Source organism: Kribbella sp. NPDC031520 (assembly GCF_055580825.1).
Map to the genome: position 1 here is coordinate 1,644,724 of NZ_JBVIKS010000001.1, position 24,126 is coordinate 1,668,849.

General features: G+C 68.6%; 27 protein-coding genes. 13 read left to right on the top strand and 14 right to left on the bottom strand.

The features are described from left to right. Window positions 1–55 precede the first annotated feature (55 nt). Window positions 56–472: a VOC family protein gene (locus tag ACZ5BU_RS08290; protein WP_465696595.1), complete on the top strand. Its 417-nt coding sequence runs from the start codon at window positions 56–58 to the stop codon at window positions 470–472. Window positions 473–539: 67 nt separating this feature from the next. Here ACZ5BU_RS08290 and ACZ5BU_RS08295 read toward each other — a convergent pair whose 3' ends face one another. After that, window positions 540–1,688, bottom strand: a complete 1,149-nt coding sequence (locus ACZ5BU_RS08295) for a GNAT family N-acetyltransferase (protein ID WP_465696596.1) — start codon at window positions 1,686–1,688, stop codon at window positions 540–542. Between the two features lie 45 nt (window positions 1,689–1,733). After that, window positions 1,734–2,516: an IclR family transcriptional regulator domain-containing protein gene (locus tag ACZ5BU_RS08300; RefSeq protein ID WP_465696598.1), complete on the bottom strand. Its 783-nt coding sequence runs from the start codon at window positions 2,514–2,516 to the stop codon at window positions 1,734–1,736. Window positions 2,517–2,580: 64 nt separating this feature from the next. Between ACZ5BU_RS08300 and ACZ5BU_RS08305 the strand changes: the two genes are divergently transcribed. Genes ACZ5BU_RS08305 through ACZ5BU_RS08315 form a run of 3 tightly spaced genes read left to right on the top strand, consistent with a single transcriptional unit; the run spans window position 2,581 to window position 6,272 of the window. Beyond that, window positions 2,581–3,696, top strand: a complete 1,116-nt coding sequence (locus tag ACZ5BU_RS08305; protein ID WP_465696600.1) for a maleylacetate reductase — start codon at window positions 2,581–2,583, stop codon at window positions 3,694–3,696. A gap of 9 nt (window positions 3,697–3,705) precedes the next feature. Then, entirely contained in the window at window positions 3,706–4,545 is an 840-nt protein-coding gene (locus ACZ5BU_RS08310; RefSeq protein ID WP_465696602.1) for an intradiol ring-cleavage dioxygenase, read from the top strand. Next, window positions 4,542–6,272, top strand: coding sequence for an FAD-dependent monooxygenase (locus ACZ5BU_RS08315; RefSeq protein ID WP_465696603.1), 1,731 nt, complete (start codon window positions 4,542–4,544; stop codon window positions 6,270–6,272). The genes ACZ5BU_RS08310 and ACZ5BU_RS08315 overlap by 4 nt, the downstream gene beginning before the upstream one ends. Here ACZ5BU_RS08315 and ACZ5BU_RS08320 read toward each other — a convergent pair. The 3 genes from ACZ5BU_RS08320 to ACZ5BU_RS08330 all read right to left on the bottom strand — a co-directional run bounded on the left by ACZ5BU_RS08320 (window position 6,261) and on the right by ACZ5BU_RS08330 (window position 8,489). Then, entirely contained in the window at window positions 6,261–6,407 is a 147-nt protein-coding gene (locus tag ACZ5BU_RS08320) for a hypothetical protein (RefSeq protein ID WP_465696605.1), read from the bottom strand. The two genes, ACZ5BU_RS08315 and ACZ5BU_RS08320, sit on opposite strands and share 12 nt — an antisense overlap. Before the next feature lie 134 nt (window positions 6,408–6,541). Beyond that, window positions 6,542–7,714: an alpha-amylase family protein gene (locus ACZ5BU_RS08325; protein WP_465696607.1), complete on the bottom strand. Its 1,173-nt coding sequence runs from the start codon at window positions 7,712–7,714 to the stop codon at window positions 6,542–6,544. Next, window positions 7,704–8,489: an FUSC family protein gene (locus ACZ5BU_RS08330; protein ID WP_465696609.1), complete on the bottom strand. Its 786-nt coding sequence runs from the start codon at window positions 8,487–8,489 to the stop codon at window positions 7,704–7,706. Before ACZ5BU_RS08330 ends, ACZ5BU_RS08325 begins: the two co-directional genes overlap by 11 nt. A 289-nt stretch (window positions 8,490–8,778) precedes the next feature. On the opposite strand from ACZ5BU_RS08330, the gene ACZ5BU_RS08335 reads away from it, so the two are divergent. Further along, the gene (locus ACZ5BU_RS08335) at window positions 8,779–9,201 is read left to right on the top strand and encodes a MarR family winged helix-turn-helix transcriptional regulator (protein WP_465696611.1); all 423 of its coding nucleotides are present in this window, start codon (window positions 8,779–8,781) and stop codon (window positions 9,199–9,201) included. Here the strand turns inward: ACZ5BU_RS08335 and ACZ5BU_RS08340 are convergent. Next, window positions 9,183–9,809, bottom strand: coding sequence for a TrmH family RNA methyltransferase (locus ACZ5BU_RS08340; RefSeq protein ID WP_465696733.1), 627 nt, complete (start codon window positions 9,807–9,809; stop codon window positions 9,183–9,185). The two genes, ACZ5BU_RS08335 and ACZ5BU_RS08340, sit on opposite strands and share 19 nt — an antisense overlap. Window positions 9,810–9,869: 60 nt before the next feature. On the opposite strand from ACZ5BU_RS08340, the gene ACZ5BU_RS08345 reads away from it, so the two are divergent. Beyond that, on the top strand, window positions 9,870–10,556 hold the full coding sequence (locus ACZ5BU_RS08345) for a DedA family protein (protein WP_465696613.1): 687 nt from the start codon (window positions 9,870–9,872) through the stop codon (window positions 10,554–10,556). Window positions 10,557–10,559: 3 nt separating this feature from the next. On the opposite strand, the gene ACZ5BU_RS08350 is transcribed toward ACZ5BU_RS08345, so the two are convergent. From ACZ5BU_RS08350 to pyrE, 5 genes are all read right to left on the bottom strand, one after another. Next, the gene (locus tag ACZ5BU_RS08350) at window positions 10,560–10,970 is read right to left on the bottom strand and encodes a hypothetical protein (RefSeq protein WP_465696614.1); all 411 of its coding nucleotides are present in this window, start codon (window positions 10,968–10,970) and stop codon (window positions 10,560–10,562) included. 91 nt (window positions 10,971–11,061) lie between these two features. Continuing rightward, on the bottom strand, window positions 11,062–14,043 hold the full coding sequence (locus ACZ5BU_RS08355) for an AfsR/SARP family transcriptional regulator (RefSeq protein WP_465696616.1): 2,982 nt from the start codon (window positions 14,041–14,043) through the stop codon (window positions 11,062–11,064). A 217-nt stretch (window positions 14,044–14,260) separates the two neighbouring features. Next, window positions 14,261–15,103, bottom strand: a complete 843-nt coding sequence (locus ACZ5BU_RS08360) for a LemA family protein (protein ID WP_465696618.1) — start codon at window positions 15,101–15,103, stop codon at window positions 14,261–14,263. A gap of 66 nt (window positions 15,104–15,169) precedes the next feature. Continuing rightward, complete coding sequence (locus ACZ5BU_RS08365) at window positions 15,170–15,871, bottom strand: hypothetical protein (protein WP_465696620.1); 702 nt, start codon at window positions 15,869–15,871, stop codon at window positions 15,170–15,172. Further along, window positions 15,871–16,416, bottom strand: coding sequence for an orotate phosphoribosyltransferase (gene pyrE / locus ACZ5BU_RS08370; RefSeq protein WP_387654826.1), 546 nt, complete (start codon window positions 16,414–16,416; stop codon window positions 15,871–15,873). The genes ACZ5BU_RS08365 and pyrE overlap by 1 nt, the downstream gene beginning before the upstream one ends. Before the next feature lie 111 nt (window positions 16,417–16,527). Here pyrE and tdh point away from each other — a divergent pair, with 111 nt between their 5' ends. Both tdh and ACZ5BU_RS08380 read left to right on the top strand, forming a co-directional pair. After that, on the top strand, window positions 16,528–17,577 hold the full coding sequence (gene tdh, locus ACZ5BU_RS08375) for an L-threonine 3-dehydrogenase (protein WP_465696622.1): 1,050 nt from the start codon (window positions 16,528–16,530) through the stop codon (window positions 17,575–17,577). After that, complete coding sequence (locus ACZ5BU_RS08380) at window positions 17,577–18,761, top strand: glycine C-acetyltransferase (protein WP_465696624.1); 1,185 nt, start codon at window positions 17,577–17,579, stop codon at window positions 18,759–18,761. Before tdh ends, ACZ5BU_RS08380 begins: the two co-directional genes overlap by 1 nt. Window positions 18,762–18,774: 13 nt before the next feature. On the opposite strand, the gene ACZ5BU_RS08385 is transcribed toward ACZ5BU_RS08380, so the two are convergent. Beyond that, window positions 18,775–19,104 carry a hypothetical protein gene (locus ACZ5BU_RS08385; protein WP_465696626.1) on the bottom strand — a complete coding sequence of 110 codons (330 nt, stop codon included), beginning with the start codon at window positions 19,102–19,104 and terminating at the stop codon, window positions 18,775–18,777. Here ACZ5BU_RS08385 and ACZ5BU_RS08390 point away from each other — a divergent pair, their 5' ends adjacent. The 3 genes from ACZ5BU_RS08390 to ACZ5BU_RS08400 are packed head-to-tail and all read left to right on the top strand — an operon-like array spanning window position 19,105 to window position 20,135. Further along, window positions 19,105–19,398 carry a hypothetical protein gene (locus ACZ5BU_RS08390; protein ID WP_465696628.1) on the top strand — a complete coding sequence of 98 codons (294 nt, stop codon included), beginning with the start codon at window positions 19,105–19,107 and terminating at the stop codon, window positions 19,396–19,398. Between the two features lie 42 nt (window positions 19,399–19,440). Next, on the top strand, window positions 19,441–19,725 hold the full coding sequence (locus ACZ5BU_RS08395; protein ID WP_465696630.1) for a ribbon-helix-helix protein, CopG family: 285 nt from the start codon (window positions 19,441–19,443) through the stop codon (window positions 19,723–19,725). Then, a complete protein-coding gene (locus ACZ5BU_RS08400; RefSeq protein ID WP_465696631.1) occupies window positions 19,725–20,135 on the top strand; it encodes a type II toxin-antitoxin system VapC family toxin in 411 nt (136 codons plus the stop codon). The genes ACZ5BU_RS08395 and ACZ5BU_RS08400 overlap by 1 nt, the downstream gene beginning before the upstream one ends. Before the next feature lie 5 nt (window positions 20,136–20,140). Here the strand turns inward: ACZ5BU_RS08400 and ACZ5BU_RS08405 are convergent, their stop codons facing one another. After that, complete coding sequence (locus ACZ5BU_RS08405; RefSeq protein WP_465696633.1) at window positions 20,141–21,010, bottom strand: hypothetical protein; 870 nt, start codon at window positions 21,008–21,010, stop codon at window positions 20,141–20,143. A 160-nt stretch (window positions 21,011–21,170) separates the two neighbouring features. Between ACZ5BU_RS08405 and ACZ5BU_RS08410 the strand changes: the two genes are divergently transcribed. Further along, window positions 21,171–22,247: a winged helix DNA-binding domain-containing protein gene (locus ACZ5BU_RS08410; RefSeq protein WP_465696635.1), complete on the top strand. Its 1,077-nt coding sequence runs from the start codon at window positions 21,171–21,173 to the stop codon at window positions 22,245–22,247. A 62-nt stretch (window positions 22,248–22,309) separates the two neighbouring features. Then, window positions 22,310–23,134, top strand: a complete 825-nt coding sequence (locus ACZ5BU_RS08415; RefSeq protein ID WP_465696637.1) for an aldo/keto reductase — start codon at window positions 22,310–22,312, stop codon at window positions 23,132–23,134. On the opposite strand, the gene ACZ5BU_RS08420 is transcribed toward ACZ5BU_RS08415, so the two are convergent. Next, window positions 23,131–24,024: a LysR family transcriptional regulator gene (locus ACZ5BU_RS08420; RefSeq protein WP_465696639.1), complete on the bottom strand. Its 894-nt coding sequence runs from the start codon at window positions 24,022–24,024 to the stop codon at window positions 23,131–23,133. The genes ACZ5BU_RS08415 and ACZ5BU_RS08420 overlap by 4 nt on opposite strands. Window positions 24,025–24,126: the final 102 nt, after the last annotated feature.

Here is a 24,126-nt window from a genome sequence, read left to right on the forward strand (position 1 = left end):
TTGGGTGGAATCGTGGTGGTCGTCAACCGGGAACGACCGAGAGAGGGCCACCACGATGTTGCGAGGATTTGCGACCGTCAGTTTCTACGCCGCGGATGTGAAGGCGGCGCGGGAGTGGTACGAGCAGTTGCTGGGGATCGAGGCGTACTACGCGGTGCCGAGCGTGGAGGCTCCGGCGTACGTCGAGTTCCGGTTCGGGGATCTTCAGTGCGAGCTGGGCATCATCGACGCCAGGTACGCGCCGCATCAGGTCGGGACCGGCGCGGGAGCGATCACGTACTGGCATGTCGACGACCTGGAGGCGACGCTGGCGCGGCTGATCGAGTTGGGCGCGACGGTCAACGAGAACATCGTTGACCGTGGCAACAACACGGGATTCCGTACGGCGTCGGTGGTGGATCCGTTCGGGAACCTGCTCGGTGTCATGAACAACCCGCACTACCTGCAGGTCCTCGAAGAGCTGAAGGCCTGAGGGCGGCGCGCCCGCTCCCGGTTCCCGTTCAACGACTGCCGAGGTCCGCGTAGCCGTCAGGAGGGGCTCAGAAGTCGATGCGCATGACGACGCGGCGGTTGCCGGGCCGGCTCACCTCGGCGAACCCGGCATCGGCGAAGGTGGCGACGGTTCCGACGGATCCGCCGTCGACAAGATCTGGGTACCCCTCGATCGCGCCCGCACCGCGTTCCTTGGCGAACTCGACGGCGGCCTGCGCAAGCAGCCTGCTGATCCCGCGCCGGCGGAAACCTACCCGAGTGACGAAGCACGTGACCGCCCAGACGGACGCGTCCGTCTTGTCCTCGTTCCGTCCCAGCCAAGGCACCCGATAGTCGCGGAGCAACCGCGCATGCCCCGCTCGCGGCGCCACCGCACACCACCCCACAGGCTCACCAGCACCAGCACCAGCACCAGCATCACCGCCACCGCCACCGCCACCGCCCCCGGCATTGCCGGCACCACCACCAGCACCGGCACCGGCGTCGGCGTCGGCTTCAGCACCGGCATCAGCGCCGGCTTCATCACCGGCACCGGCACCGGCACCGGCGTCGGCATCGGCGTCTCGGTCTGCGTCTGTGTCTGCGAGGTAGGCGATCAAGCCGGTCGTCATGGTCGCTCGCGGTTTGCCGCAGGCGGTTTGGTCTCGGAGGCGGGCGGCGAGTTCTTCGGGGCCTTCGGACGCCCAGGACTCCTTCGGGAGCATGCGGAACCGCTGACACCAGCAACTGCCGGTAGCGCCGGTTGTGCCGAAGACCGCCTCCAGGTCGTCCCAGGTCGCCCGATTCGCCGGCACGATGGTGAGTTGCGAAGGTGTCACGGGCTCACGGGAGCCGGCGGTCCGCGGCATCGGCCTCGCCGGCACCCGCCGCGACCGCACCCGGTCCGCCTGTGGTGAGCGACTCTGCTTGCGCGGCTGGAAGCTGACGTGGATCTCCACCGTGTCACCCACAGCAAGACCTGCGGGCTTGCGTACTGCGTCCTTCAACGGGAGCAGGTAGTCGCCGTCCCTAGACCAGAGCGACGTCGTCCACTCCGTACCTCCGAGCACGGCCCGGACCGGGACCGTGCCCCAGGACCCGCCGGCCGCGGAGGAAGCAGCTCGGAGAGCGGTGCCGGTTTCGGGCGGGACGGTCAGGAAGTAGTACGGCGCCGGGCCGCGCCACTCGATGACCTCGCCGGCGAACGTATGGTCCATGGATTCGACGCTAGACCTGATTCCGGAAGAACCGCTTCCGGAAACTCAGAGATGGCCTCGCTGGGTCAGCGCAAGGGTGATCTGGTCGGCGGCCGCGCGCAGCGGCGGCAGGACTTCCTCGCAGAGTGAGGCCGGGGTCGAGCGGGAGGCATGCGCGGAGACGTTCAGGGCGGCGATGACACGGCCGCGCGAGTTGCCAATGGGAGCGGCGATCGAGCGGAGGCCGAGTTCGAGCTCCTGGTCGACCAAGGCGTACCCGTCGGTGCGGACCTTGGTGATCGTTGCGTGGAGGTCGGCGGCGGACGTGAGCGTGCGGTCGGTGAGCGCTTCGGCCCGGAGGGAGTCGAGGTACGACGTGAGCTCGTCGTCGGGCAGGCCGGCGAGCAGTACGCGGCCCATCGAGGTCGGGTACGCCGGGAGGCGGGCGCCGACACCGAGGGCGACCGTCATGATCCGGCTCGTGGGTACGCGGGCGACGTACACGATGTCGGGCAGGTCGAGGGTCGCGATCGAGCAGGACTCGCGGGTCTTCGCGCTCAGCTCCTCCATGAACGGGCCGGCGAGTTCGCCGAGATCCAGCGAGGACAGGTAGGCCCAGCCGAGGGCAAGCACCCGCGGAGTGAGGGAGAAGCGGCGTTGGTCGCTGCGTACGTAGCCCAGCTCCTCCAGCGTCAGCAGGATCCGGCGAGCCGTCGCGGGGGTGATGCCGACCGCGCGAGCCACCTCGCTGAGCGTCAGCGTCGGCGCCTCGGCCGAGAACGCCCGGATCACCGCGAGGCCGCGCTCGAGCCCCTGCAGAAACGTGCCCGTAGACGCGTCACCCGGCATCGACTAGCCTGCTTTTCGTTGAAAGAAGAACTATTCGCTGAGCGAAATCGTAGCGGAGCAGCCGATGCCTCGTCCAGACGACCGTTCGCCGGACTCGTTCGTGCACACGTTCTGGCCGGGTCGGGTGGTGTTCGGGGCCGGTGCGCTCGAGCGGGTGGCCGACGAGGTCGCGGCGCTCGGCGTACGGCGAGTTCTGGTGATCGCGACCAACTCCGCGCGGGATGCCGCCGATCTGGTCGAACTGCAACTGGGTGACCGGTTCGCCGGGCGGATCGACGGAGTGGCGCAGCACGTGCCGACCGAGGTCGCGGACGACGCGCGCACCAAGGCGCGGGACGCCGATGCCGACGGGATCGTGGCCATCGGCGGCGGGTCGGCCGTCGGGCTAGCGAAGGCCGTCGCCTTGACGTCAGAGGCCGCCGGTATGAAGCGGGACCTGGCGATCGTTGCGGTGCCGACGACGTACGCGGGCTCGGAGATGACCCCGGTTTGGGGCGAGACCGCCGGCAGGGGCAAGACGACCGGAGTGGATCCGCGGGTGCTGCCGCGGGTGGTCGTGTACGACCCGGTGCTGACGCAGCACCTGCCGCTGAAGGTGACTGCCGCAAGTGTGGCGAACGCGATCGCGCACTGCGTGGAGGCGGTCTGGACGCCGAAGGCCGACCCGATCACCGAGCTGGTTGCGGTTGACGGGTTGCGGGCGCTGAGCGCCGGTCTGCGGGCGGCGCTGGTGGACCCGATGGATTTAGATGCTCGAGGCAAGCTTTTGTACGGGGCCTGCCTGGCGGGGTCGGCGCTGGCGACGGCGGGGACCGGATTGCATCACAAGCTGTGCCATTTGCTTGGTGGCACCTACGGCCTCCCACATGCGGAGACCCACGCCGCAGTGCTTCCGCAGGTAGTACGAGTCAACGCCCCAGCAGTCCCGGAGAGCGCCGCGCGCCTGGCGGCCGCACTGGCCGGATCCGACGAAGCGGCAACGGACGCAGGGCTCGCGGCGCAGCTGTTCGACCTGTTTCAGGGGGCCGGCGTGGCTGTCAGTCTGCGGGAGTTCGGATTGACGGAGGGGCAGGCGGACGAGGCTGCGGCTGGGTTCTCGGTGGTGGCGAATCCGGTCGCGGTGGGCAAGGAAGAGGTTCGGGAGATCTTGCGGCGGGCGTTGGACGGTGTGCGGCCTTGAGGAGGGTGGATGGATCTGCAGGGTGATGACCTGACTGATGCGGTGGTACGCAGCTTCGGTGGCAGTACGCGGTATCGGGAGGTGATGGGGAGCCTGGTGCGGCATCTGCACGCGTTCGCGCGGGACGTGGACCTGAGCGAGGACGAGTACTTCACCGCCATCGACTTCCTGACCCGGACCGGGCAGATCTCCACCGGGACCCGGCAGGAGTTCGTGTTGCTGGCCGACGTCCTCGGGTTGTCGATGTTGACCGTCGGCTTGGGCAACAGGAAGCCGGCAGCGGCTACGCAGTCCACCGTTTTCGGGCCGTTCTTCGTCGAAGGGTCGCCGGAGGTGCAGCTCGGGGACGACATCTCCAACGGCGCGCCGGGACAGCCGTGTCTGGTCAGTGGGCGGGTGCTCAACACCAAGGGCGAGCCGGTCGCCGGCGCTCTGGTGGAGACCTGGCAGGCCGACGAGGACGGGTTCTACGACGTACAGAAGGAGCTCGACGAGCCGCAGAACCGGGCGCACCTGACAACTGATGCCGACGGCAACTACCGGTTCTGGTCGGTGAAGCCGGTGGCGTACCCGATCCCGGACGACGGCCCGGTCGGCGAACTGCTGCGCGCCGGTGAGCGTGGACCGATGCGCCCGGCGCACATCCACTTCATGGTCACGGCACCCGGATACGCCCGCCTGATCACGCATGTGTTCGCCAGCGGCGACCCCTACCTCGACACGGACGCGGTCTTCGGCGTCAAGCAGTCCCTGATCGCCGACTTCATCGAACACCAGGAAGACGGAAAGACCTTCTACACAGTCGATTACGACCTGGTACTCGCGACCGACGAGGAGGCCCGGCAATGATCACGACGGACGTGCTGATCGTCGGCAGCGGCCCCGCCGGCGGCGCAGCCTCGCTGTTCCTGTCCACGTACGGCGTCGACAACCTCGTCCTCACCCGGTACGGCTGGACAGCCAACACGCCCCGCGCCCACATCACCAACCAGCGCACGGTCGAACTGATGCGCGACATGGGCATCGAGAACGAGGTCACCGGCAAGGGCACGGCCCACCACCTGATGGGCCAGACGGCGTTCTGCACCAGCCTCGCGGGCGAGGAGATCGGCCGGATCCGCACCTGGGGCACGCATCCGCGCCGCCTCGCCGACTACACCGAGGCGAGTCCCTGTCTGCCGATGGACCTCCCGCAGACCCTGTTCGAGCCGATTCTCGTCAGTACGGCGGCCGCCCGCGGCGCGCGTCTCCGCTTCAACACGGAGTACCTGAGCCTGGAGCAGGACGATGACGGCGTCACCGCGACGGTGCGCGACCGGCTGAGCGACACGACGTACCAGATCCGGGCGAAGTACCTGATCGGTGCCGACGGCGGGCGTAGCAAGGTGGCGCAGGACCTCGGACTGCCGATGGCCGGGGCGATGGACATCGAGGGATCGATGAACATCGTGTTCGAGGCCGACCTCAGCCGGTACGTCGCCCATCGCCCGAGCGTCCTGTACTGGGTCCTGCAGCCCGGCGCGCAGATCGGCGGCATCGGCGCCGGCCTGGTCCGGATGGTGCGCCCGTGGAACGAGTGGCTGATCGTCTGGGGGTACGACATCACCCAGCCTGCGCCGGTCGTCGACGAGGCGATGGCGACCGAGATCGTGCACAACCTGGTGGGTGACGACACGATCGACGTGAAGCTGAAGGGCACGTCCGTGTGGAGCGTCAACCACATGTACGCCGAGAAGGCTTCGAAGGGCCGCGTTTTCTGTATGGGTGACGCGATCCACCGGCACCCGCCGAGCAACGGCCTCGGCTCGAACACGTCGATCCAGGACGCGTACAACCTGGCCTGGAAGCTCGCCCTGGTCGTCAAGAGACAGGCCGCGCCTGGTCTGCTCGACAGCTACGACGCGGAGCGGACTCCGATCGCGCGGCAGATCGTTGACCGCGCCAACAAGAGCCGGAACCAGTTCGGCCAGATCTTCCGTGCACTCGGGATGACGCCGGACGCGCCGGACGGGTGGACGATCGAGTCGCGCAAGGACGACACAGCGGCCGGAGCCGCGCAACGCGAGGAGCTCCGGAAGGCGATCGAGCTCAAGGACTACGAGTTCAACGCGCACGGGGTCGAACTCGGCCAGCGCTACCAGTCGTCGGCCGTCGTCGCGGACGGTACGCCGGAACCGCCGTACGAGCAGGATCCCGAGCTGTACTACCACCCGACGACCTGGCCGGGCGCGCGCATTCCGCATTGTTGGTTGACCCGCGGATCCGAGGCCGTGAGCACGCTGGACGTGGTCGGCAAGGGCCGCTTCACGTTGCTCACCGGTATCGGCGGCGACGCGTGGGTGAAGGCGGCGCAGTCCGTGTCCGAGCAGCTCGGCCTACCGATCGAACCGCTCGTGATCGGGCCCGGTCGCGAGCTGGATGACCTGTACGGCGACTGGGCGCGGGTCCGCGTAATCCCGGACGCGGGCTGCCTGCTCGTCCGTCCGGATGCGCACATCGCGTACCGCGCGTTCGAGCAGCCGGACGACCCGACCGCAACGCTCCGACAGGCAGTCAGCGCGCTGCTAGGCCGCTGACGTCGCCTGTGATGAGCGGAGGAGCTTGTCCAGGATCGCCGAGATCTCCGCGGTCTCGGCGTCCAGGAGCGTGATCAGCGCGACCCGCGACGTCTCCGAGCGCGCCTCCAGCGCCGCCGCGCTCAGCGCGCGCACGGTGCCCAGTTCATGTATCAGTTCGTCCCATAACGCGTTCATCGACAAAACCCCCATGTTCCCCGTCACCAACGCAGGACGACGGGAAGGCCTCACTTCTGTCACCAGGAACAACGGGAGCACGCCGCCGAAGGTTACGAACTCGTCAAGAATTTCCATCCGTTCGCCGGGACCACCGGCGTGTCGGCGAGCGGAAACTGCCGCTCCCGGTCCGACACGTTGAGCAGCAGGAGGACCCACTCGTCACCGTGCGTACTCCGTAGGGCTAGTTCGGAGTTCGTCAGGTGCTCCACCGTCGTCCGGGCGCGGACGAGCCACGGATGACGCCGTCGTACGCCGATCAGTTCCTGGTGCAGGCGGTACGTCGGCCACCCGTACGGCGCGAGCTCGTCCGGCCCGTCCGGGAACGCCGGCCGGATCGCGTCGTCGCCGCCGACCCGCTCCTCCTTCAGACCACGGAACGCCTGCTCGTCCCCCGCGTACACGCTCGGTACGCCACCGACCATGAACAGGATCGCCAGCGCGTGACCCAGGTGCCGCTCGTCCTCGAGACGCGTCGCGAGCCGGGTCACGTCGTGATTGCCGACGAACGTCTGCGGTACGAACGTGTCGAGCAGCGCGTTGTGCCGGCCGAGCGCGTACGACAGCTCGAAGAAGTTGCGGTCGTTCAGCGAACTCCAGATCGCCTTCCACAGCTCGTACTGCGTGACCGAATCCAGGCCGCTCTTCTCGACGTACGCCGCATAGTCGCCGTGAATCACCTCCCCGAAGTACCAGACGTCGCGGTCCCGCGGCAGCACGGTGCGCCAGAACTCCGGCGGTACGGCGTACGCGGCGTCCAGGCGCCACGCGTCGACGCCACGGTCGTTCCAGTACCGCAGCACGTCGCCGACATAGGAAGCGACCTCGGGGTTGCCGTGGTCCAACGCGACCAGATGCTCGTGTCCCTCGAACGTGTCGTCACCGCGGAACCACTCCGGATGCGTGAACGACCGGCCGACGTGGTTGAAGACACCGTCGAGCGCGATCCGCAGGCCGCGGGCGTGCGCGGCCTCGACCAGCCGGTCGAAGTCGGCGTCGTCACCGAGCCGCGGGTCGATCCGGAGGTGGTCGATCGTGTCGTACCCGTGCGTCTCCGAGGCGAAGACCGGGCCGAGCAGCAGGCCCGAACAGCCGAGGTTGATCGCGTAGTCGAGCCAGTTCTCCAACTGGGGCAGGCGGTGGACGACAGCCGGCACCGCGGTGGGTTCGGCGCCAGTGAAGCCGAGTGGGTAGAGCTGCCACCAGATCGCGTGGTCAGGCCACATTTCGCCTCCTCAGCATCAGGGTAGGGATGATCGCGAGCAGACAGCCGAGCACGGTGTCGACCAGGCGGTACCCGACGGTCGAGAGTTCCGGCGTACGGCCCAGGTCCAGCAGGAGGACCACCAGCGGGGTCATGATCGTGGCGTAGGCGGCGTAGTTGCGTTCCTTCAGCAGCGGGCGGAGTCCTGCCAGCAGGCTCACCACGACGACGATCGCCCAGGACGGCGGTATCCAAAGCACGAGGGCGCCGCCGATCAGCACTCCGGCGCAGGTGCCGAGACAACGTTCGGTTGCCCGGAGCAACGAGTCGCCACGGCGGCGGACCACGATCACCACCGCGAGGGCGATCCAGTACGACTTCTCCTGGTGCCAGAGCTCACCGATCGCCGCCGCAACCGCCAACGGTGGCAGGAGGTGTACGGCGTACTGCCAACCGTCGAAGGTGTGCAGCCTGCCCCGCCATCGTCGCCACAGTTGCCGGTACGTCGGTGCCGCCCGAGGTGGCGGGGCCGTGGTGAACAGAGCGAGCAACATCGCCCACAACACGCCGGCCGCGAACCACCGGGTGACCTCCCAGGCGTCCACACCACCCAACCCGGTCGCCATCACCAGAAACGTGATGAAACGCGTCGACGCGTCGGCCGTCCACCGGCTGAACCCACCAACCACAGCAGCAACCGCCGCCAGCCCAACCACCCCCGCCGCGCCGGGCCACCCGTGTCCTCCCAACCACACCCCGCCGAGCGCGGCCGCCGTGACGACCACCCCAAGCCCCACAAGGCCACCTTGTGCACGCACCAACCACGAAAGCCGCCCGAAAACGGTTGGTGGGTGCACAAAGTCCCGTCGCGGAGGCACCGCGAGGGCGAGGGCACCGAGTGCCGCGAAGGAGGCGTGGGCGAGGTGGTTGGTGGTGACGCCGTAGGTGATCGGGGCGGCCATGGCCAGAGCTGCGGTGATCAGGCGAGCCGGCGGGACTGGTGTCTCTCGGGACCACTGGACGACATGCACGGTCATAGTAAGCTTAGCTTAGCATTCTTCAGCTCAGTCGACCGAGGAGTAGTAAGTGGAAGCGTATGAAACGGCCGTCGCGCTCCGGCGAGCCAGTACGCGGCTGGCGTTGCGGTTGCGGGCTGAGCGGACCGGGGACGGGCTCGGTAGTACTGGAGTCGCCGTGCTGGGGCAGCTGCATCGGCGGGGCAGTCTGACGGCGACGGAGATCGCGGCAGCCGAGCGGGTGCAACCGCAGTCGCTCACCCGAGTGCTGGCGAGCCTTGAAGAACAAGGCCTCATCAGAAGATCTCAAGACGCCCAGGACCGTCGTCGGCACACCATCGAACTCACGGCGGCAGGTCGAGAGCTGCTCACAGAGCACATGAAGAGCTCGGACGACTGGCTCGCCGAGGCGATCGCCCAGCAGCTCAGTCCCACCGAGCAGGCCGTGTTGCAGCTGGCTGCGGGGATCTTGGATCAGCTGCTCGACGGCTGACCGAAGGTGTGCCGGCGGATCCACGCGTGCATAGCGATTGCTGCTGCCGCGCTGGCGTTGATCGAGCGGGTGGATCCGAACTGGGCTATCGAGAGGACAGACGTGCAGACCTTGTGGGCTTCGTCTGTGAGCCCAGGACCCTCCTGACCGAAGAGCAGTATGCAGGCCCGAGGCAGGTCGAACGTCTCGAGGGGCACGGAGCCGGGCAGGTTGTCGATGCCGATGATCGGCAACGACAGCTCAGCGGCGTACGAAGCCAAGTCGGCCAGGGTCGGCTGGTGGCGGACATGTTGGTAGCGGTCGGTGACCATCGCGCCGCGGCGGTTCCACTTCCGGTGGCCGACGATGTGGACCTCGGCGGCCAGGAAGGCGTTCGCCGTACGGACGACGGAGCCGATGTTCAGGTCGTGCTGCCAGTTCTCGATGGCGACGTGGAACGGGTTCCGCTGCTCGTCCAGGTCCGCGACGATCGCCTCGAGTTTCCAGTACCGGTACTTGTCGACGACATTCCGCCGGTCCCCCTGCGCGAGCAGCTCGGGATCGAGCCGCGGGTCGTCGGGCCAGTCGCCCGCCCACGGCCCGACGCCGACCTCGCTCGGCCCCACCATGTCTGCTCCCCGCAGGTCACCATTCAGCTCGTGCACAGGACGGGACGCTACCCTGTCCGCGTGCTTGCTCTCGTCGCGATGCTGATGCCGTCCTGGATGGACCCCGAGTACCTGCTGCACTGGCTGGGTGACTGGGCCCTCTGGGGCACGCTGCTGGTGGTGTTCATCGAGTGCGGGGTGCTGTTCCCGATCCTGCCCGGTGACTCACTGCTGTTCGCGGTCGGCCTGTTCATCGCGCAGGGCAGCATCGACGTCCCGCTCTGGCTCGCCTGCGTGCTGCTCACGGTGGCGGCGTTCCTCGGGAACGTCTCCGGTTACTACATCGGCCGTTTCCTCGGTACGTCGTTCTTCCGCAACCCGAACGCCCGGATCCTGAAGCCGAAGTACCTCGAGCAGACGCACGAGTTCTTCGACCGGTACGGTCCGCGGGCGCTGGTGATGGCGCGGTTCGTGCCGATCGTGCGGACGTTCATCACGCTGGTGGCCGGCGCCGGCCGGATGGACCCGAAGAAGTTCTTCCTCTGGACCGCGGTCGGCGCGGTGATCTGGGCGCCGGGCATCACGCTGCTCGGGCACGCGCTCGGCAACGTCGAGTTCATCCACAAGAACCTCGAGGCCGCGCTGGTCCTGCTGGTCTTCATCTCGCTGATCCCGATGGTGGTCGAGTACTTCCTCGCCCGCCGCCGCAACCGCAGGAGCCCCAACGGCGACGCACCGAGGCACGCCGCGCCCAAGCACCCGGTCTAGGACCTAATGCCCGAAGGGAAAATGGGGGTCTGACCAGACCCAGTCGGTGCTGAGCTGCGACAGGTCCGCGATCTCGACCGGGCCTGTCGGCAGTGGGCCGACCACCTGACCGGCGCCGAGTGAACAGGCCACCCGGATCCGGTCAGCCGCCTGGTACCAGACCAGCGCCCCCCGTGGCGCCGCCCCCTCGCGGAGCAGGGTGTGGTGGTCGAGCCAACGAACCGCGTCGGCCGCGTCGTGCCAGCCGCTGTCGTGCGCGTAGCCGAACGCCATCCGCTGGAACTTCAGCGTCCAGTCCAGCCAGGCGGCAGAACCGACCCGTTCCAGCTGCCAGTTCAGCGCCGCCTCGGTGTCCCGCGGGTTCGCCACCCGCGGGACGTTCCCGCGCTCCACGGCAACCTCCCCCCAGGCCATAGGTACCCTCCCCCGATCCCCCGTCCTCGGCCGGTCGTGCCGTGGCATGGTCAGAATCCTGCCCGGCCGCCATACAGTCGCCGTACATTGCTCAGCCGGCCGCAGCGCCTGGTTCCGATCCGACGAGCAGTCGACGGCATTCAGCAGCTGCGGAGTCGTTCCCGGCCTGCTGCCACACACGCGCGGCGCGTTCGAGCGTACGGCGGGCGTTGTCCAGGCTGCCCGTCGACAGGTAGAGCTCACCGAGGTACTGCGCTGCCTGTCCTTCCACGCTCCGATCGCCCAGCCGGTGGCCGATGTCGATCGCGTCCAGCAACGTCTTCCGGGACGAGGCCACCTCGCCGCGCTCCATCAGCGCCCGCCCGAGCAGCGCCCGGGTGTACGCCGCACAGTGGTCGTCGCCCATCCCGTCGAAGATCGCCAGTGCCTTGCGCAGCTGCCGTACTGCTTCGTCGTGCCGCCCTTGGTGGACCCGGAGCGCCGCGATCCGTCGCCGTACCTTGGCCTCCCGGTGCGCGTCTGCCCGCCGTACGGCGATCAGGAACGCCTGGGCCAGGTACTCCCGGGCGGTCTCGATGTCGCCGCGGACCAGGTATCCGTTCGCGGCCGCGGTCCGGGCGAGGGCCTCGGCGTTCGCGTTGCCGGCCTCGACGAACGCCTCGATCGCCTTCTCGTACTGCGCCAGGCCCGCGTCCCGCTCGCCGCGTTCGCGCAGCCAGGTCCCGAGGCCGACGGCGGCGACACCTTCGCCGAGCCGGTCGCCGACCTCGGCGAACATCCGCGCGGCCGCGTCGAGGTGCGTACGTGCAGTGTCCCAGTCGTCCTGGTAGACGGCGAGCTGGCCGAGGTTGCGGTGCATGATCGCCTCGCCGTGCCGGTTACCGCAGGCGATCGCGCTCAGCAGGCCCTGCTGGTGCGAGCTGTTCCAGTCGTCGAAGCCGGCCCGGAGATCCAGGTACGGACCCCAGGCGGCCGCGATCCGCCAGGCGTGCTCGTGCAGTCCGTTCTGCGCCGCGGCCCGGATCGCCGGGACGAACGTACTGCGCTCGCTGTCGAACCACGCGATCGCATCCGTCTCGGTGAACGGCGACGGGTCCGGCGCCGTCAGCGGACCGGTGTGCTCGAGGACGCCGAAGTACTCGAAGGACAAGGCGGCGTTGGCGCGGCGGATCTTGTTCAGGATCGCGTCGACGACCGTCTCCACGTCCCGTACCGCTTGCGCCTGCTGCTCCTCGGTACCGACGCCGAGCGCGTGCAGCCGGAGCAGGTCGTGGACCCGGTACCGCGCCGTACCGCGCTGGTCGACGGAGCTGATCCGGACCAGGTTGACCTCGATCAGCCGGTCCAGGCTGCGCCGTACGGCGGCCGGCGACGCGACGGCCTCGAGCGCCCGCGCCGAGAAGACACCGACAGCGAAGTGCCCGATCAGCCGGTACAGCCGGGCCTCTTCAGGGCTCAGCGCGCCGTAGCTCAGGTCCGCACTGGTCCGTACGGCGAGCTCTCCGATGCTGAGCTCGTCCAGCCGAGAGGTCTCGTCCCGCAGTCGCCGCGCGAGCTCACGCGCGCTCAGGTCCGGCCGCTGCGCCAGACGGCTGCCGACGATCCGGATCGCGAGCGGGAGGTTCGCGCAGGCGGTCAGGATCTCCTCGGCTTCCGGCGAGGACGGGTCGATCCGGCCGGCTCCTGCGACCGACGCCAGCAGCACAGCGGCCTCACGGTCGTCGAAGGTGTCCAGCGGCGTGCTGTCCGCGCCGGCCAGGTCCATCAGCCGGTTGCGGCTCGTGACCACCACGGCCGACGCACCGGTACCAGGCATGAGCGGGGTCACCTGGCCGGCACTCGCTACATCGTCCAGGATGATCAGCACCCGACGGCTGGCCAGCTCGGACCGCAGCATCGCAGAGCGGCGCTCCGGGTCCGTGGGGATCGCGTAGTCGGGCAGGTTGAGGCTGAGCAGCAGGTCGGTCAGTGCAGCGGCCGGGTCACGCGGATGGGTCGCACCGTGCATGTCGAGGTAGACCTGACCGTCAGGGAAGTGCTCCCGGACCAGGTGCCCCAGCCGTACGGCCAGCGACGTCTTGCCGGTACCAGGTGCACCGGAGATGACCGCGATGGGTGGTCGCACTGGGTCACGGCCGCACACCAGGTCTCGCAGCTGCTCCAGGAGCTCCTGCCGTCCGCTGAAGTCGGCCAGGTCGAGTGGGAGCTGGCTGGGCGGCCGTACCGGGTCGGTCAGCTCGGGCGCGGCCATCGGTCCGGGCGGAGCGCTGGGGCTCGGGCGGTCCGCCGTACGGTCTGCTGGAACGCCAGGGTTGGGCCAGTTGGCCGAGCGGCCGTTCTCGGCGCGGGCGCCCGCAGCTTCCAGCTCCGGGCCGGGCTTGATGTCCAGCTCGTCAGCCAGCGTCTGGACGGCCTTGGCGTACACCGCCCGTGCCTCGCCCACCCGCCCGGCTGCCACGAGTGCGTCGACCAGACGGCGCCACAGCTGCTCGTCGTACGGGTCTTCCTGGAGGCGTGCACTCAGCAGTACGGCGGCGCCGCTGGCGTCGCCGTACTCGAGCCGGAGGTCCAAGAGGCTGTCCACGAGGCCGCGGTGCTGCGCCTCCAGACGGCCGATGGAGCCCTCCCAGGCCGCGGGCATCGGCAGGTCCTCGAGCGGACGGCCGCGCCACAGCGAGTACGCCCGGGACAGGACCTGCATGGCCTGCCGGCCGTCGCCCTGGTCGCGGAGGTGGCCGCCCTCGGCCAGCAGCGACTCGAACAGGCTGGCGTCGAGTTCGTCGACACCCACTTCGATGCTGTACCCCGCGGCGGACGTGTCGATCGGCGCGGGCAGTCCGGCGTCCTGCAGGACGCCACGGAGCGCGCGGACGTACGTCCGGATGTTGGCGGTCGCCGAGCGCGGCGGGGTGTTCTCCCACAGTGCGTCGGCGATCAGGTCGGTCGAGACGAACCGGTTCGGGTGCAGGAGCAGCGTGGCGAGCAGCTGGCGCGGTTTGGCCGCCTTCAGCGGCTGCCCCTGGACGTGGACGAGGCGCAGAGGTCCGAGGATTCCGTACCTCAGACTGTCCACTCGCCCGACCTCTCCACTCTGGAACCGACCTATCGTGGCATCCGCGCACACCTGCCGGGAAGTCCGATGTACGCCGGATGTATGTCAGTCCGGCACTGTTGTCGCAGGTACCGGGGGGAGGGCAGGCCCGGAGGTGGCGACTTGACCGCCGTCACACCGGGCCTGGCACTGGGAGCGAGTCCGGGTTCGGGGGACCTGGACCACGGGGAACCGGTGCCTACTGACCACCGGTGAATGGCGGCTGTCCGTCCTGTGGCGCGGGGGAACCCGCAGGCGGCCCGCCCACCGGTGGCTCAGCCTGGTACCCCTGCTGGGGGTACTGGCCGGGCTGGGCCTGGTACGGCGGCTGCTGAGCCGGCTGCTGGTACCCGCCGGGGACCTGCGGCTGCTGGTAGTTGCCCTGGTCGCCCGGCATCTGCGGGTGGATCTGCCCCGACGACGGCGCACCCGGCTGCATCTGCGGCGGCGCCTGCTCACCGGCGACCGAGCCGATCGTCCCGAACGAGACCTGCGGGACCGCGCGCACCGACTCGTCCTTGACCTCGAAGTACCCGGCCTTCTCGAACTTGAAGGAGTTCGCGATCAGGTTCGACGGGAACGCCTCGATCCGGGTGTTGTAGTCGCCGACGTTCGCGTTGTAGAACCGCCGCCCGGCCGCGATCCGGTCCTCGGTGTCGGTCAGCTCGCGCTGCAGACCGAGGAAGTTCTGGTTCGACTGGAGCTGCGGGTACTGCTCGACGGAGATCATCATCTGACGCAGCGCACCGGACAGCTCACCCTCGGCGGCGGCCCGCTGCTCCGGGTTCGCGCCCTGGGTGTTCACCGCCTGGGTGCGCAGCCGCGCGACCTCCTCGAACACGTGCCGCTCGTGCGCCGCGTACGCGCGCACCGTCTCGACGAGGTTGGGGATCAGGTCGTACCGGCGGTGCAGCTCGACGTCGATCTGCCGCCACGACTCCTGGATCAGGTTGCGCTGCTTGACGAACCGGTTGTACGACGTGATCAGCAGGATCGCCACGATGACGACGACCGCGACGATCGCGATGATGACCCAAAGCATGACAAGAGCTCCCGAGAGTTGGCAGTGCTGCAGCCGACTCTACGGGTAGGCAGGTCCGCCGGGTTGTTACCGCTGGCGTGGGTCCACGCCTGCGTAGTCGCGCCAGACGTACGGCGGTACGTTCTGTACGACCTGCTCGAGCAGTGCGAGCCGGTTCAGCACCTCGGCCGGGTCGTGGTTGCCCCGGTCCCAGCCGACCAGCGAGTTGCCCTCGATCCGCCAGCCGATCTCACCGCGGGCCAGCAGCAGTTCCATCATCCGTGGCGTCACCACCGCGTGCCCGAAGCGCTCGTCGACCGCCTTCACCCGGAACGCCCGGTTGAACTGCTCGCTCTCGAACTGGATGTCCCGGAACCCGAACGCGTTCGCCACCGCGCCGCCGAAGATCCCCTCGTGCGTCACCTCGAGGTGCGGCAGCGCGCCGGGCAGCTGCAGTACGACGACCCCGAACCGGTGCGTGGTCGTCCGCCGCTGCCCCCGGCCGTTCGTGGTGTGGGTCTGGTAGCTGTAGTCGAAGGCAACCATCTGGTGACCGTTGTACGGACCGGACAGCACGTTCGTGACCCGCCAGTTGTCGCCGGTCTGGAACGGCGTACCCGACCACTGGCCGGCGAGCGCGTAGTTGGCCGGCACGTACGACCAGCCGTGTTGCGCGGCCACCCCGGCGAACAGCTCGCGGCGCTTCTTGGCTGTGTAGAACTTGAGGTAGGCGATCCCGACGCCGACGACGATCGCCACCAGCAGGATCAGCAAGGTGCGGCTCTGCATCAGCCGAGCCCCAGGTCCTCGAGGCCGAACACCGACCGGTACTCCAGCCCTTCCGCCTCGACCCGCTCCTGCGCGCCGGTCGCCCGGTCGACGATCACCGCGACCGCGACCACCTCGGCGCCGGCCTCGCGCAGCGCCTCGACCGCGGTCAGTACCGATCCGCCGGTCGTCGACGTGTCCTCGACCGCGAGCACCCGGCGGCCCTTGACGTCCGGTCCCTCGATCCGCCGCTGCAGGCCGTGCGTCTTCTCGGCCTTCCGGACCACGAACGCGTCGAGCGTCCGGCCCTGCTGGGCGGCCGCGTGCAGCATCGACATCGCGACCGGGTCGGCACCGAGCGTCAGCCCGCCGACCGCGTCGTACTCCAGGTCCTTGGTCAGCTCGAGCATCGCCGGGCCGATCAGCGGCGCCGCGGCCGCGTCGAGCGTGATCCGCCGCAGGTCCACGTAGTAGTCGGCTTCCTTGCCCGACGCCAGCGTCACCTTCCCGTGCACGATGGCCTTCGTCCTGACCTGCTCCAGCAGTCCGTCCCGGTCGTAGCTCATGGGCCTTGAGCTTAGATCACCCGCCGTCCACGGCGTCGTGCAGTAGAACTGCAAAGGCTGTGCACGACGTGTCGATGGACGCCGCTGGTTGCCCAGGACGACGATGTGGCCATGAAGGCGCTTGTGAAGGCCGAGGCGAAGCCGGGCCTGTGGCTGCAGGACGTACCCGAGCCGAAGATCGAGGCCGACGAGGTACTCATCAAGGTCCTCCGGACCGGCTTGTGCGGCACCGACCTGCACATCCAGAACTGGGACCCGTGGGCACAGAAGAACGTACCGGTACCGATGGTGACCGGGCACGAGTTCTGCGGCGAGGTGGTCGAGATCGGCGTCGGCGTCCGCGACGTCGCTGTCGGTGACCTGGTCAGCGGCGAGGGTCACCTGGTCTGCGGCCGCTGCCGGAACTGCCGCGCCGGCCGCCGGCACCTCTGCATCAAGACCCGCGGCCTCGGCGTCCACGTACCGGGCGCGTTCGCGGAGTACGTCGCGCTGCCGGCGATGAACGCGTGGGTCCACAAGGACCCGGTCGACCTCGACGTCGCCGCGATCTTCGACCCGTTCGGCAACGCCGTACACACTGCTCTGTCGTTCCCGCTGGTCGGTGAGGACGTACTGGTCACCGGCGCCGGCCCGATCGGGGTGATGGCAGCCGCGGTCGCCCTGCATGCCGGCGCGCGGAACGTGGTGATCACGGACCTTTCGGAGTACCGCCTCGACCTGGCCCGGAAGATCGGCGTCACCCGCGCGGTGAACGTCGGCGCGGAGACCATCGCGGAGGCGCAGCAGAGCCTCGGGATGCGCGAGGGGTTCGACGTCGGGATGGAGATGTCGGGCCAGCCGGCGGCGCTGCGGGACATGATCGCGAACATGAACCACGGCGGGAAGATCGCGATGCTCGGGCTGCCGGCCGACGAGATCGCGATCGACTGGGGCACCGTGGTGCTGAACATGCTGACCATCAAGGGCATCTACGGCCGGGAGATGTTCGAGACCTGGTATTCGATGTCGGTGATGCTGGAGCGCGGCCTGGACCTGACACCGGTGATCACCCACCGGTTCGGGTACGGCGACTTCGAGCGGGCGTTCGACGTGGCCCGGCAGGGGCACTGCGGCAAGGTGATCATGGACTGGACGACGGAATCCCTGGAGGAGAAGCACTGATGTTCGGGCGGATGCGGGACGACCTGTTGACCACCATCGGCGAGATCCGGGACGCCGGGCTGTACAAGTCCGAGCGGGTGATCACCTCACCACAGCAGTCCCTGATCTCGGTTGCCACCGGCAACGAGGTGCTGAACTTCTGCGCGAACAACTACCTCGGGCTGTCCGACCACCCCGACGTCGTCGCTGCGGCCAAGGAAGCCCTTGACCGGTGGGGGTTCGGGCTCTCCTCGGTGCGCTTCATCTGCGGCACGCAGCAGATCCACAAGGACCTGGAAGGTGCCCTGAGCAACTTCCTCGGCACCGAGGACACCATCCTCTACAGCTCCTGCTTCGACGCGAACGGCGGCCTGTTCGAGACGTTGCTCGGCGCGGAGGACGCGATCATCTCCGACGAGCTGAACCACGCCAGCATCATCGACGGCATCCGGCTGTCGAAGGCGAAGCGGTACCGGTACAAGAACCGCGACATGGCCGACCTCGAGGCCCAACTGAAGGACGCCGCCGGCGCGCGGTACCGGCTGATCGCCACCGACGGCGTGTTCTCGATGGACGGCTACGTCGCGCCGCTCGACGAGATCTGCGACCTGGCCGAGCGGTACGACGCGCTCGTGATGGTGGACGACTCGCACGCGGTCGGCTTCGTCGGCCCGGACGGCGCCGGTACGCCGTCGCTGTTCGGCGTCAAGGACCGCGTCGACATCGTCACCGGCACGCTCGGCAAGGCGCTCGGTGGCGCGTCCGGCGGGTACGTCTCGGCCCGTCGCGAGATCGTCGAACTGCTCCGGCAGCGCTCGCGTCCGTACCTGTTCTCGAACTCGCTGGCCCCGGCCGTCACCGCCGCGTCGCTGAAGGCGCTCGAGCTGATCGGTGGTTCGAGCGACCTGCGCGACAAGCTCGCCGCGAACACGAAGCTCTTCCGGACGAAGATGACCGAGGCCGGGTTCGACGTACTGCCCGGCGACCACCCGATCTCGCCGGTGATGATCGGCGACGCCGCGGCCGCCGGACGGCTCGCGGACAAGCTGCTCGACCTCGGGATCTACGTGATCGGCTTCTCGTACCCCGTCGTACCGCAGGGCAAGGCACGCATCCGTGTGCAGCTGTCCGCGGCGCACTCCACCGAGGACGTCGAGCGCGCGATCGCTGCGTTCGTGGAGGCCCGGAACGCGCTGGCGGAATAGGCATGCCGGCCCGCTAGAGTTGCCCGGTCCGTCCCCGGGTGAGGAGCCTCATGCGCCAATGGCTGGCCGTTGTCGGAGTAGTCGGTTCACTGTTCGTCGCGGGGTGCGGCGCTGACGAAGGGCCGGCCACCACCGCGCCGTCGCCCGCCTCGTCGAGCAACGCACCGGCGACCGTGTCGCCGGACGAGTCGAGGTACCGGCCGCCGACGACCGCACCGAGCGCCCCCGTCGTACGAACGACTCCGGCGGCGCTGACCGTCGCCGCCGCCGGAGCGAAGTACCTGCAGATCACCCGGCCGTACAACGTCGCGCTGGAAGCTTCGAGAAGGCCGCGAACGAGCACATGTCGATCACCACGCTGCGGAACCGCGCGAAGGCGGTCGCCGCGGCGAACCTCGCCGAATCCCGCGCCCTGCTGCAGGTCACCTGGCCGAGCTCGGTCTCCCAGCAGATCCGCGCGCTCGCGAACGCCGACGCCGCCGCCCGCCCGCACTGGCTCAAGATCGCCACCGCCGACACCAAGTCCGAAATGGCCGACCACCTCAAGGAAGCCACCACCGCCGCCAACAAGGCCCCCTCCACCCAGATCCGCCGCCTCCTCCACCTCCCCAAGTACAACGAAAAGGACTACAGCTGACGTTGGTACCACTGTGCGGTACCAACGTGGTACCGTTGACGCATGGCCATGAACCTGAGACTTCCCGACGAGACCGCGGCGGCCCTGCAGGCGGAGGCTGAGCGGACCGGCCGGTCCCAGCAGGAAATCGTCCGGGACGCGATCGGCCACCGTCTGCATCTGATCGTCGAAGAGTCCCTGGAAGCACAGCTGACCGAGCGCCAACGCGCTTGGAGCTCACGCACGGTGCAGCCCGCCCGAGTGCCCTATCGCAAGGTGCGGCCACGCCTGCGGCTGCCGAAGGGCACCACGAGCCTCGACCTTCTCGATCGGGACGACCGCTTCTGATGCGGGTGTACTTCGACAGCAGCGCCCTGATCAAGCGGGTCGTCGCCGAGCGGGAGTCCGACGTACTGATCGACTATCTCGACACGTGCTACCAAGCGGGCGATGTGCTGGCGTCGTCCTCACTGGCGTGGGTCGAGGTGTCCCGCGCCGTGCTCGCGCGGGTGAAGTCGCCGAGTGACGCCGGCGAGCTGATCGACGACGCGATGTCCGGTATCGACGAGCGCGCCATGACCGGCGAGGTCGTCAGCGTCGCCCGTCGGATCGAGCCGATGGTCCTACGCAGCCTGGACGCACTGCACCTGGCGACCGCGGTCCTGATCGACGCCGACGTCGTCGTCACCTACGACGACCGCCTGACCGAAGCCTGCCGGCGAAACGCACTGACCGTCGCATCACCAGGCCGATCCTGAAGCTCTCAGCCGGGTAGTTCGGCCAGGTCTGCGCGGTACCAGCGGCGGCCTACAAAGACGTGGATGGCGGACCCCCGGCCGACGATCTCCGACTTGGGCGGAGGGGGCTTGCCGTCCGGCAGCACCACGTTGTACTTGTGCTCGACAGCCAGCTGCTCGCTCCCGAGGCGGGCGACGACAAGCCGCTGTCCGTCGTAGAGACCGACGCGGCCCTGGTGGATCGCGATTGCTGTGACTCTCTGGACTTTGTTGCGCCAGGCACGCACTGTCTCACCGCGTATTTCCGCCAGCGGGAAGTCTGCGTAGTAGCAACACCAGGCCGTTTCACCGATGACGTTCAGCGCGTCGCAGTCGTCGACCGGTGGCAGCCCGTGCCTGGCGGACGAGAACGTCCAGTCGCTGGTCAGCTCGGGCGTGTACCTGATCAGGCCGGGCGCTCCGATCGGTTCGGTGCCCGGACCGTTGCCCCAGCCGAGGTTGCCGTAGACGCCCTCGTCGAAGTAGCCGACCCAGACCTGTCCCGACTCGGTCGTCTGTACGTGCTCAATACCGTCGCCGAGCAGACCTTCGCCGATCATCTGCCCCGTCGCGTCGTACACGATCGCGTTGGACGGTACGCCGTCCGACCGCCACGGGACGCGGGTTCCGACGAGAAGGAACGCACCGCCCGGCATCGGCTGGACGATCGGGAAAGGGAACCTGTAGTCGGGAATCTCGACCGTGTCGCGCGGGCCCGGCGTATGGAGCGCGGCGCGCACCGCGACCGGGCGGGTGAGCGACCCGAGGTGCACGTCGCTCGTCAGCGGTCCTGCCGCGTCGGCCGACGCTGCCCACAGAGCAACTGCCTCACCGGACGGACCGACAGACACGCTCACGAGATCGTCCCCGGGCAGGGGTGGCTCGAGATCGGCGACGTGGGTCAGGGAGAGTCGGTCCTGCCTGCGGAGGGACGGCATGACCTCAGGGTGGCAGGGCATCGGTGTGTGGAGCATGTGATTTGTCGGTCGGGGTTGGCAGGATGCCTGCATGGCGGTGATGAGTGCGAGGGTGGTTAATCGGGCGACGCTGGCGCGGCAGTTGTTGCTGGGGCGGGAAGCGGTCGCGGCGGTTGAGGTGGTGGGGCGGCTTGGGGGGATGCAGGGGCAGGAGCCGAAGCATCCGTATGTCGGGTTGTGGTCGCGGGTCGACGGGTTCGAGGAGGGCGAGCTCGATCGGGCGGTCGTCGGGCGGGAGGTCGTACGGGCGACGTTCCTGCGCGGGACGTTGCACCTGGTGACGGCGGCGGACTACCTGCGGTTCCGGGCGACGTTGGCGCCGGTGCTCGAGGCCGGGCTGAAGGTGCTCGGGGATCGGGCCGCGGGGCTCAACCCGGCGAAGGTGGTCGCGGCGGCGGAGAAGCTGCTCGCGAAGGAACCGTTGACGTTCACCGAGGTGCGGGACGCTCTGCAGCAGCAGTTCCCGGAGGTGAACGAGCGCGCCCTCGGGTTCTGCACGCGGATGATGGTGCCGTTGGTGATGCATCCGGCCGACGTGCGCTGGTCCTGGACGGCGAACTCGCGGTTCACCCCGGCGGAGGAGTGGATCGGGAAGAAGCTGCACAAGCGCGCCGAGCTGAAAGACCTCGTCACCCGGTACCTGCAGGCCTTCGGACCGGCGACGCCCGCGGACTTCCAGACCTGGTCCGGATTACAGAAGGCCAAGCCGTTGTTCGACGAGCTGGAGCTGGAGACGTTCGAGGACGAGAACGGCAAGCCGCTGTACGACGTACCCGACGCACCCCGGCCGGACGCGGACACGCCCGCGCCGGTGCGGTTCCTGCCCGAGTTCGACAACATCCTGCTCTCACATGCGAAACGCGAGCGGATCATCGCCGACGAGCACAAGCCGGCCGTCTACACGAAGAACCTGCGCGTCAAGGCGACGTACACCGTCGACGGCTTCATCGCCGGACTGTGGTCGAGCGAGAAGAAGCGTGGTGTGGCCACTCTCACGCTGACGCCGTTCGGCAAGACGCTCAAGAAAACCCAGGCCGAGCTGGAGCGTGAGGGCAGCGGGCTGCTCCGCTTCCTGGAGCCGGACGCCAAGTCGTTCGAGGTGGTTACTGCAGGTTAATGAGGTTGTTGTCACACGTCAGATGACTGGGCCGGAAACCTTTTGCCGGGTGGAATGGGCAGATGAGCACAGTCCCCTCCATCACTCTGGACAACGGCGTCGAGATCCCGCAGCTGGGGCTGGGGGTCTGGCAGGTCGAGGACTCGATCGTCGCGGATGTGGTGACGACGGCGTTCGAGACCGGCTACCGGCACATCGACACCGCCGCGATCTACGGCAACGAGGCCGGCGTCGGGCGGGCCGTCGCCGCGTCCGGCATCCCGCGTGACGAGCTGTTCATCACCACCAAGGTGTGGAACTCCGACCAGGGCTACGACAGCACGCTGAAGGCGTTCGACAAGAGCCTCGCGAAGCTCGGCCTGGAGACCGTCGATCTGTACCTGATCCACTGGCAGTCGCTGCAGCGGGACCTGTACGTCGACACCTGGAAGGCGCTCGAGCAGCTGTACGCCGACAAGCGGGTCCGTGCGATCGGCGTCTCGAACTTCCACGAGCCGGCACTGCGGCGGATCTTCGAGGAGACCACGATTCGCCCGGCGGTGAACCAGATCGAGCTGCACCCGGCGCTGCCGCAGGACGAGCTGCGTGCGTTCAACGCCGAGAACGACATCGTCACCGAGGCGTGGAGCCCGCTGGCCTCCGGCGAACTGCTCGGCAACGAGGAGCTCGCGACGATCGGTGCGAACTACGGCAAGTCGGCTGCCCAGGTGATGATCCGCTGGCACCTGCAGCTCGGCAACGTGGTGATCCCGAAGACCGTCACGCCGAGCCGGATCCGGGAGAACTTCGAGGTCTTCGACTTCCAGCTGGACAACGACGACATGGCCGTGATCGCCGACCTCGAAACCGGCACCCGCACCGGCGGCGACCCGGACGTCTTCGGCTAAACCAGCTCCAGGAAGCGCGCGAGTACGGGCGAGCGGTTGGTCGGGGACCAGGCTACGGAGAGTTGCCAGCTGGGCAGGTCGTCGGACAACTCGCGGTAGACGACCGCGTCCGGGTTCGACGGCGGGGTCGGGCCGATCAGCAGGGAGACGCCGAGGCCGGCCGCGACCAGTGACACGATCGTCTGGACGTCGACCGCGTCCTGCTCGATCCGCGGCATGAACCCGGCCGCGCGGCAGAACCCGACGATCGCGTCGTACACCGCCGGGCCGCTCGGCCGCGAGTAGAACACGAACGGCTCGTCCGAAAGCTCCGCCAGCCGCAACCGCTTGCGCCTCGCCAACCGATGCCGTGCCGGTAGCGCGACCACGAGCCGGTCCTCGCTGACCACCCGCGAGGTCAGCGTCGGCGCCAGTTGTACGACGGCAGCCCCGCCGGCCGGCGTACTCGGACGCATCAACCCGACGTCGATCCGCCCGTCCCGCAAGGCATCCGTCTGCCGGAGCGTCGTCCACGACTCCAGGTCCAGCACCACGTCCGGGTACGCCCGCCGGAACGCGCCGAGCAGCCGGGGCAGCGCCTCGAACGTCGCCGACTGTACGAAGCGCAGCCGCAACGTCCCGAACTCACCGCGCTGCGTCCGCTGCGCTGCGCGAACCGCGTCGTCCGACCGGCGCAGCAGGTCCCGCGCGTCGGCCAGGAACGTCTCCCCCGCCGCCGTCAGCACGAACCGGCGCTTCACCCGGGCGAACAGCTCGACGCCCAGATCGTGTTCCAGCGCGGCGATCTGACGGCTGAGCGACGGCTGCGTGAGATGCAGCCGGACCGCCGCCCGCCCGACGTTCAGCTCCTCGGCGACCACCACGAACGACCTGAGCTGCCGGAGTTCCATGACAGCCATCATGCACCAGATACATCAACTCCGCGCAGAAGTTTCATTGGACGTATCAACGTGCCGATTTCTACTGTCGAAAGCATGCAGTACATACCGTTT

Excerpts from the sequence above, each read along its gene's own strand:
- ACZ5BU_RS08295 (WP_465696596.1), bottom strand. The coding sequence starts at position 1,688 with ATGGACCATACGTTCGCCGGCGAGGTCATCGAGTGGCGCGGCCCGGCG.
- ACZ5BU_RS08395 (WP_465696630.1), top strand. The coding sequence starts at position 19,441 with ATGGCCATGAACCTGAGACTTCCCGACGAGACCGCGGCGGCCCTGCAG.
- ACZ5BU_RS08315 (WP_465696603.1), top strand. The coding sequence starts at position 4,542 with ATGATCACGACGGACGTGCTGATCGTCGGCAGCGGCCCCGCCGGCGGC.
- ACZ5BU_RS08360 (WP_465696618.1), bottom strand. The coding sequence starts at position 15,103 with ATGCTTTGGGTCATCATCGCGATCGTCGCGGTCGTCGTCATCGTGGCG.
- ACZ5BU_RS08310 (WP_465696602.1), top strand. The coding sequence starts at position 3,706 with ATGGATCTGCAGGGTGATGACCTGACTGATGCGGTGGTACGCAGCTTC.
- ACZ5BU_RS08305 (WP_465696600.1), top strand. The coding sequence starts at position 2,581 with ATGCCTCGTCCAGACGACCGTTCGCCGGACTCGTTCGTGCACACGTTC.
- tdh (WP_465696622.1), top strand. The coding sequence starts at position 16,528 with ATGAAGGCGCTTGTGAAGGCCGAGGCGAAGCCGGGCCTGTGGCTGCAG.
- ACZ5BU_RS08415 (WP_465696637.1), top strand. The coding sequence starts at position 22,310 with ATGAGCACAGTCCCCTCCATCACTCTGGACAACGGCGTCGAGATCCCG.
- ACZ5BU_RS08340 (WP_465696733.1), bottom strand. The coding sequence starts at position 9,809 with ATGGTGGGGCCGAGCGAGGTCGGCGTCGGGCCGTGGGCGGGCGACTGG.
- ACZ5BU_RS08400 (WP_465696631.1), top strand. The coding sequence starts at position 19,725 with ATGCGGGTGTACTTCGACAGCAGCGCCCTGATCAAGCGGGTCGTCGCC.
- pyrE (WP_387654826.1), bottom strand. The coding sequence starts at position 16,416 with ATGAGCTACGACCGGGACGGACTGCTGGAGCAGGTCAGGACGAAGGCC.
- ACZ5BU_RS08350 (WP_465696614.1), bottom strand. The coding sequence starts at position 10,970 with ATGGCCTGGGGGGAGGTTGCCGTGGAGCGCGGGAACGTCCCGCGGGTG.
- ACZ5BU_RS08300 (WP_465696598.1), bottom strand. The coding sequence starts at position 2,516 with ATGCCGGGTGACGCGTCTACGGGCACGTTTCTGCAGGGGCTCGAGCGC.
- ACZ5BU_RS08365 (WP_465696620.1), bottom strand. The coding sequence starts at position 15,871 with ATGCAGAGCCGCACCTTGCTGATCCTGCTGGTGGCGATCGTCGTCGGC.
- ACZ5BU_RS08420 (WP_465696639.1), bottom strand. The coding sequence starts at position 24,024 with ATGGAACTCCGGCAGCTCAGGTCGTTCGTGGTGGTCGCCGAGGAGCTG.
- ACZ5BU_RS08390 (WP_465696628.1), top strand. The coding sequence starts at position 19,105 with ATGTCGATCACCACGCTGCGGAACCGCGCGAAGGCGGTCGCCGCGGCG.
- ACZ5BU_RS08380 (WP_465696624.1), top strand. The coding sequence starts at position 17,577 with ATGTTCGGGCGGATGCGGGACGACCTGTTGACCACCATCGGCGAGATC.
- ACZ5BU_RS08325 (WP_465696607.1), bottom strand. The coding sequence starts at position 7,714 with ATGTGGCCTGACCACGCGATCTGGTGGCAGCTCTACCCACTCGGCTTC.
- ACZ5BU_RS08410 (WP_465696635.1), top strand. The coding sequence starts at position 21,171 with ATGAGTGCGAGGGTGGTTAATCGGGCGACGCTGGCGCGGCAGTTGTTG.
- ACZ5BU_RS08290 (WP_465696595.1), top strand. The coding sequence starts at position 56 with ATGTTGCGAGGATTTGCGACCGTCAGTTTCTACGCCGCGGATGTGAAG.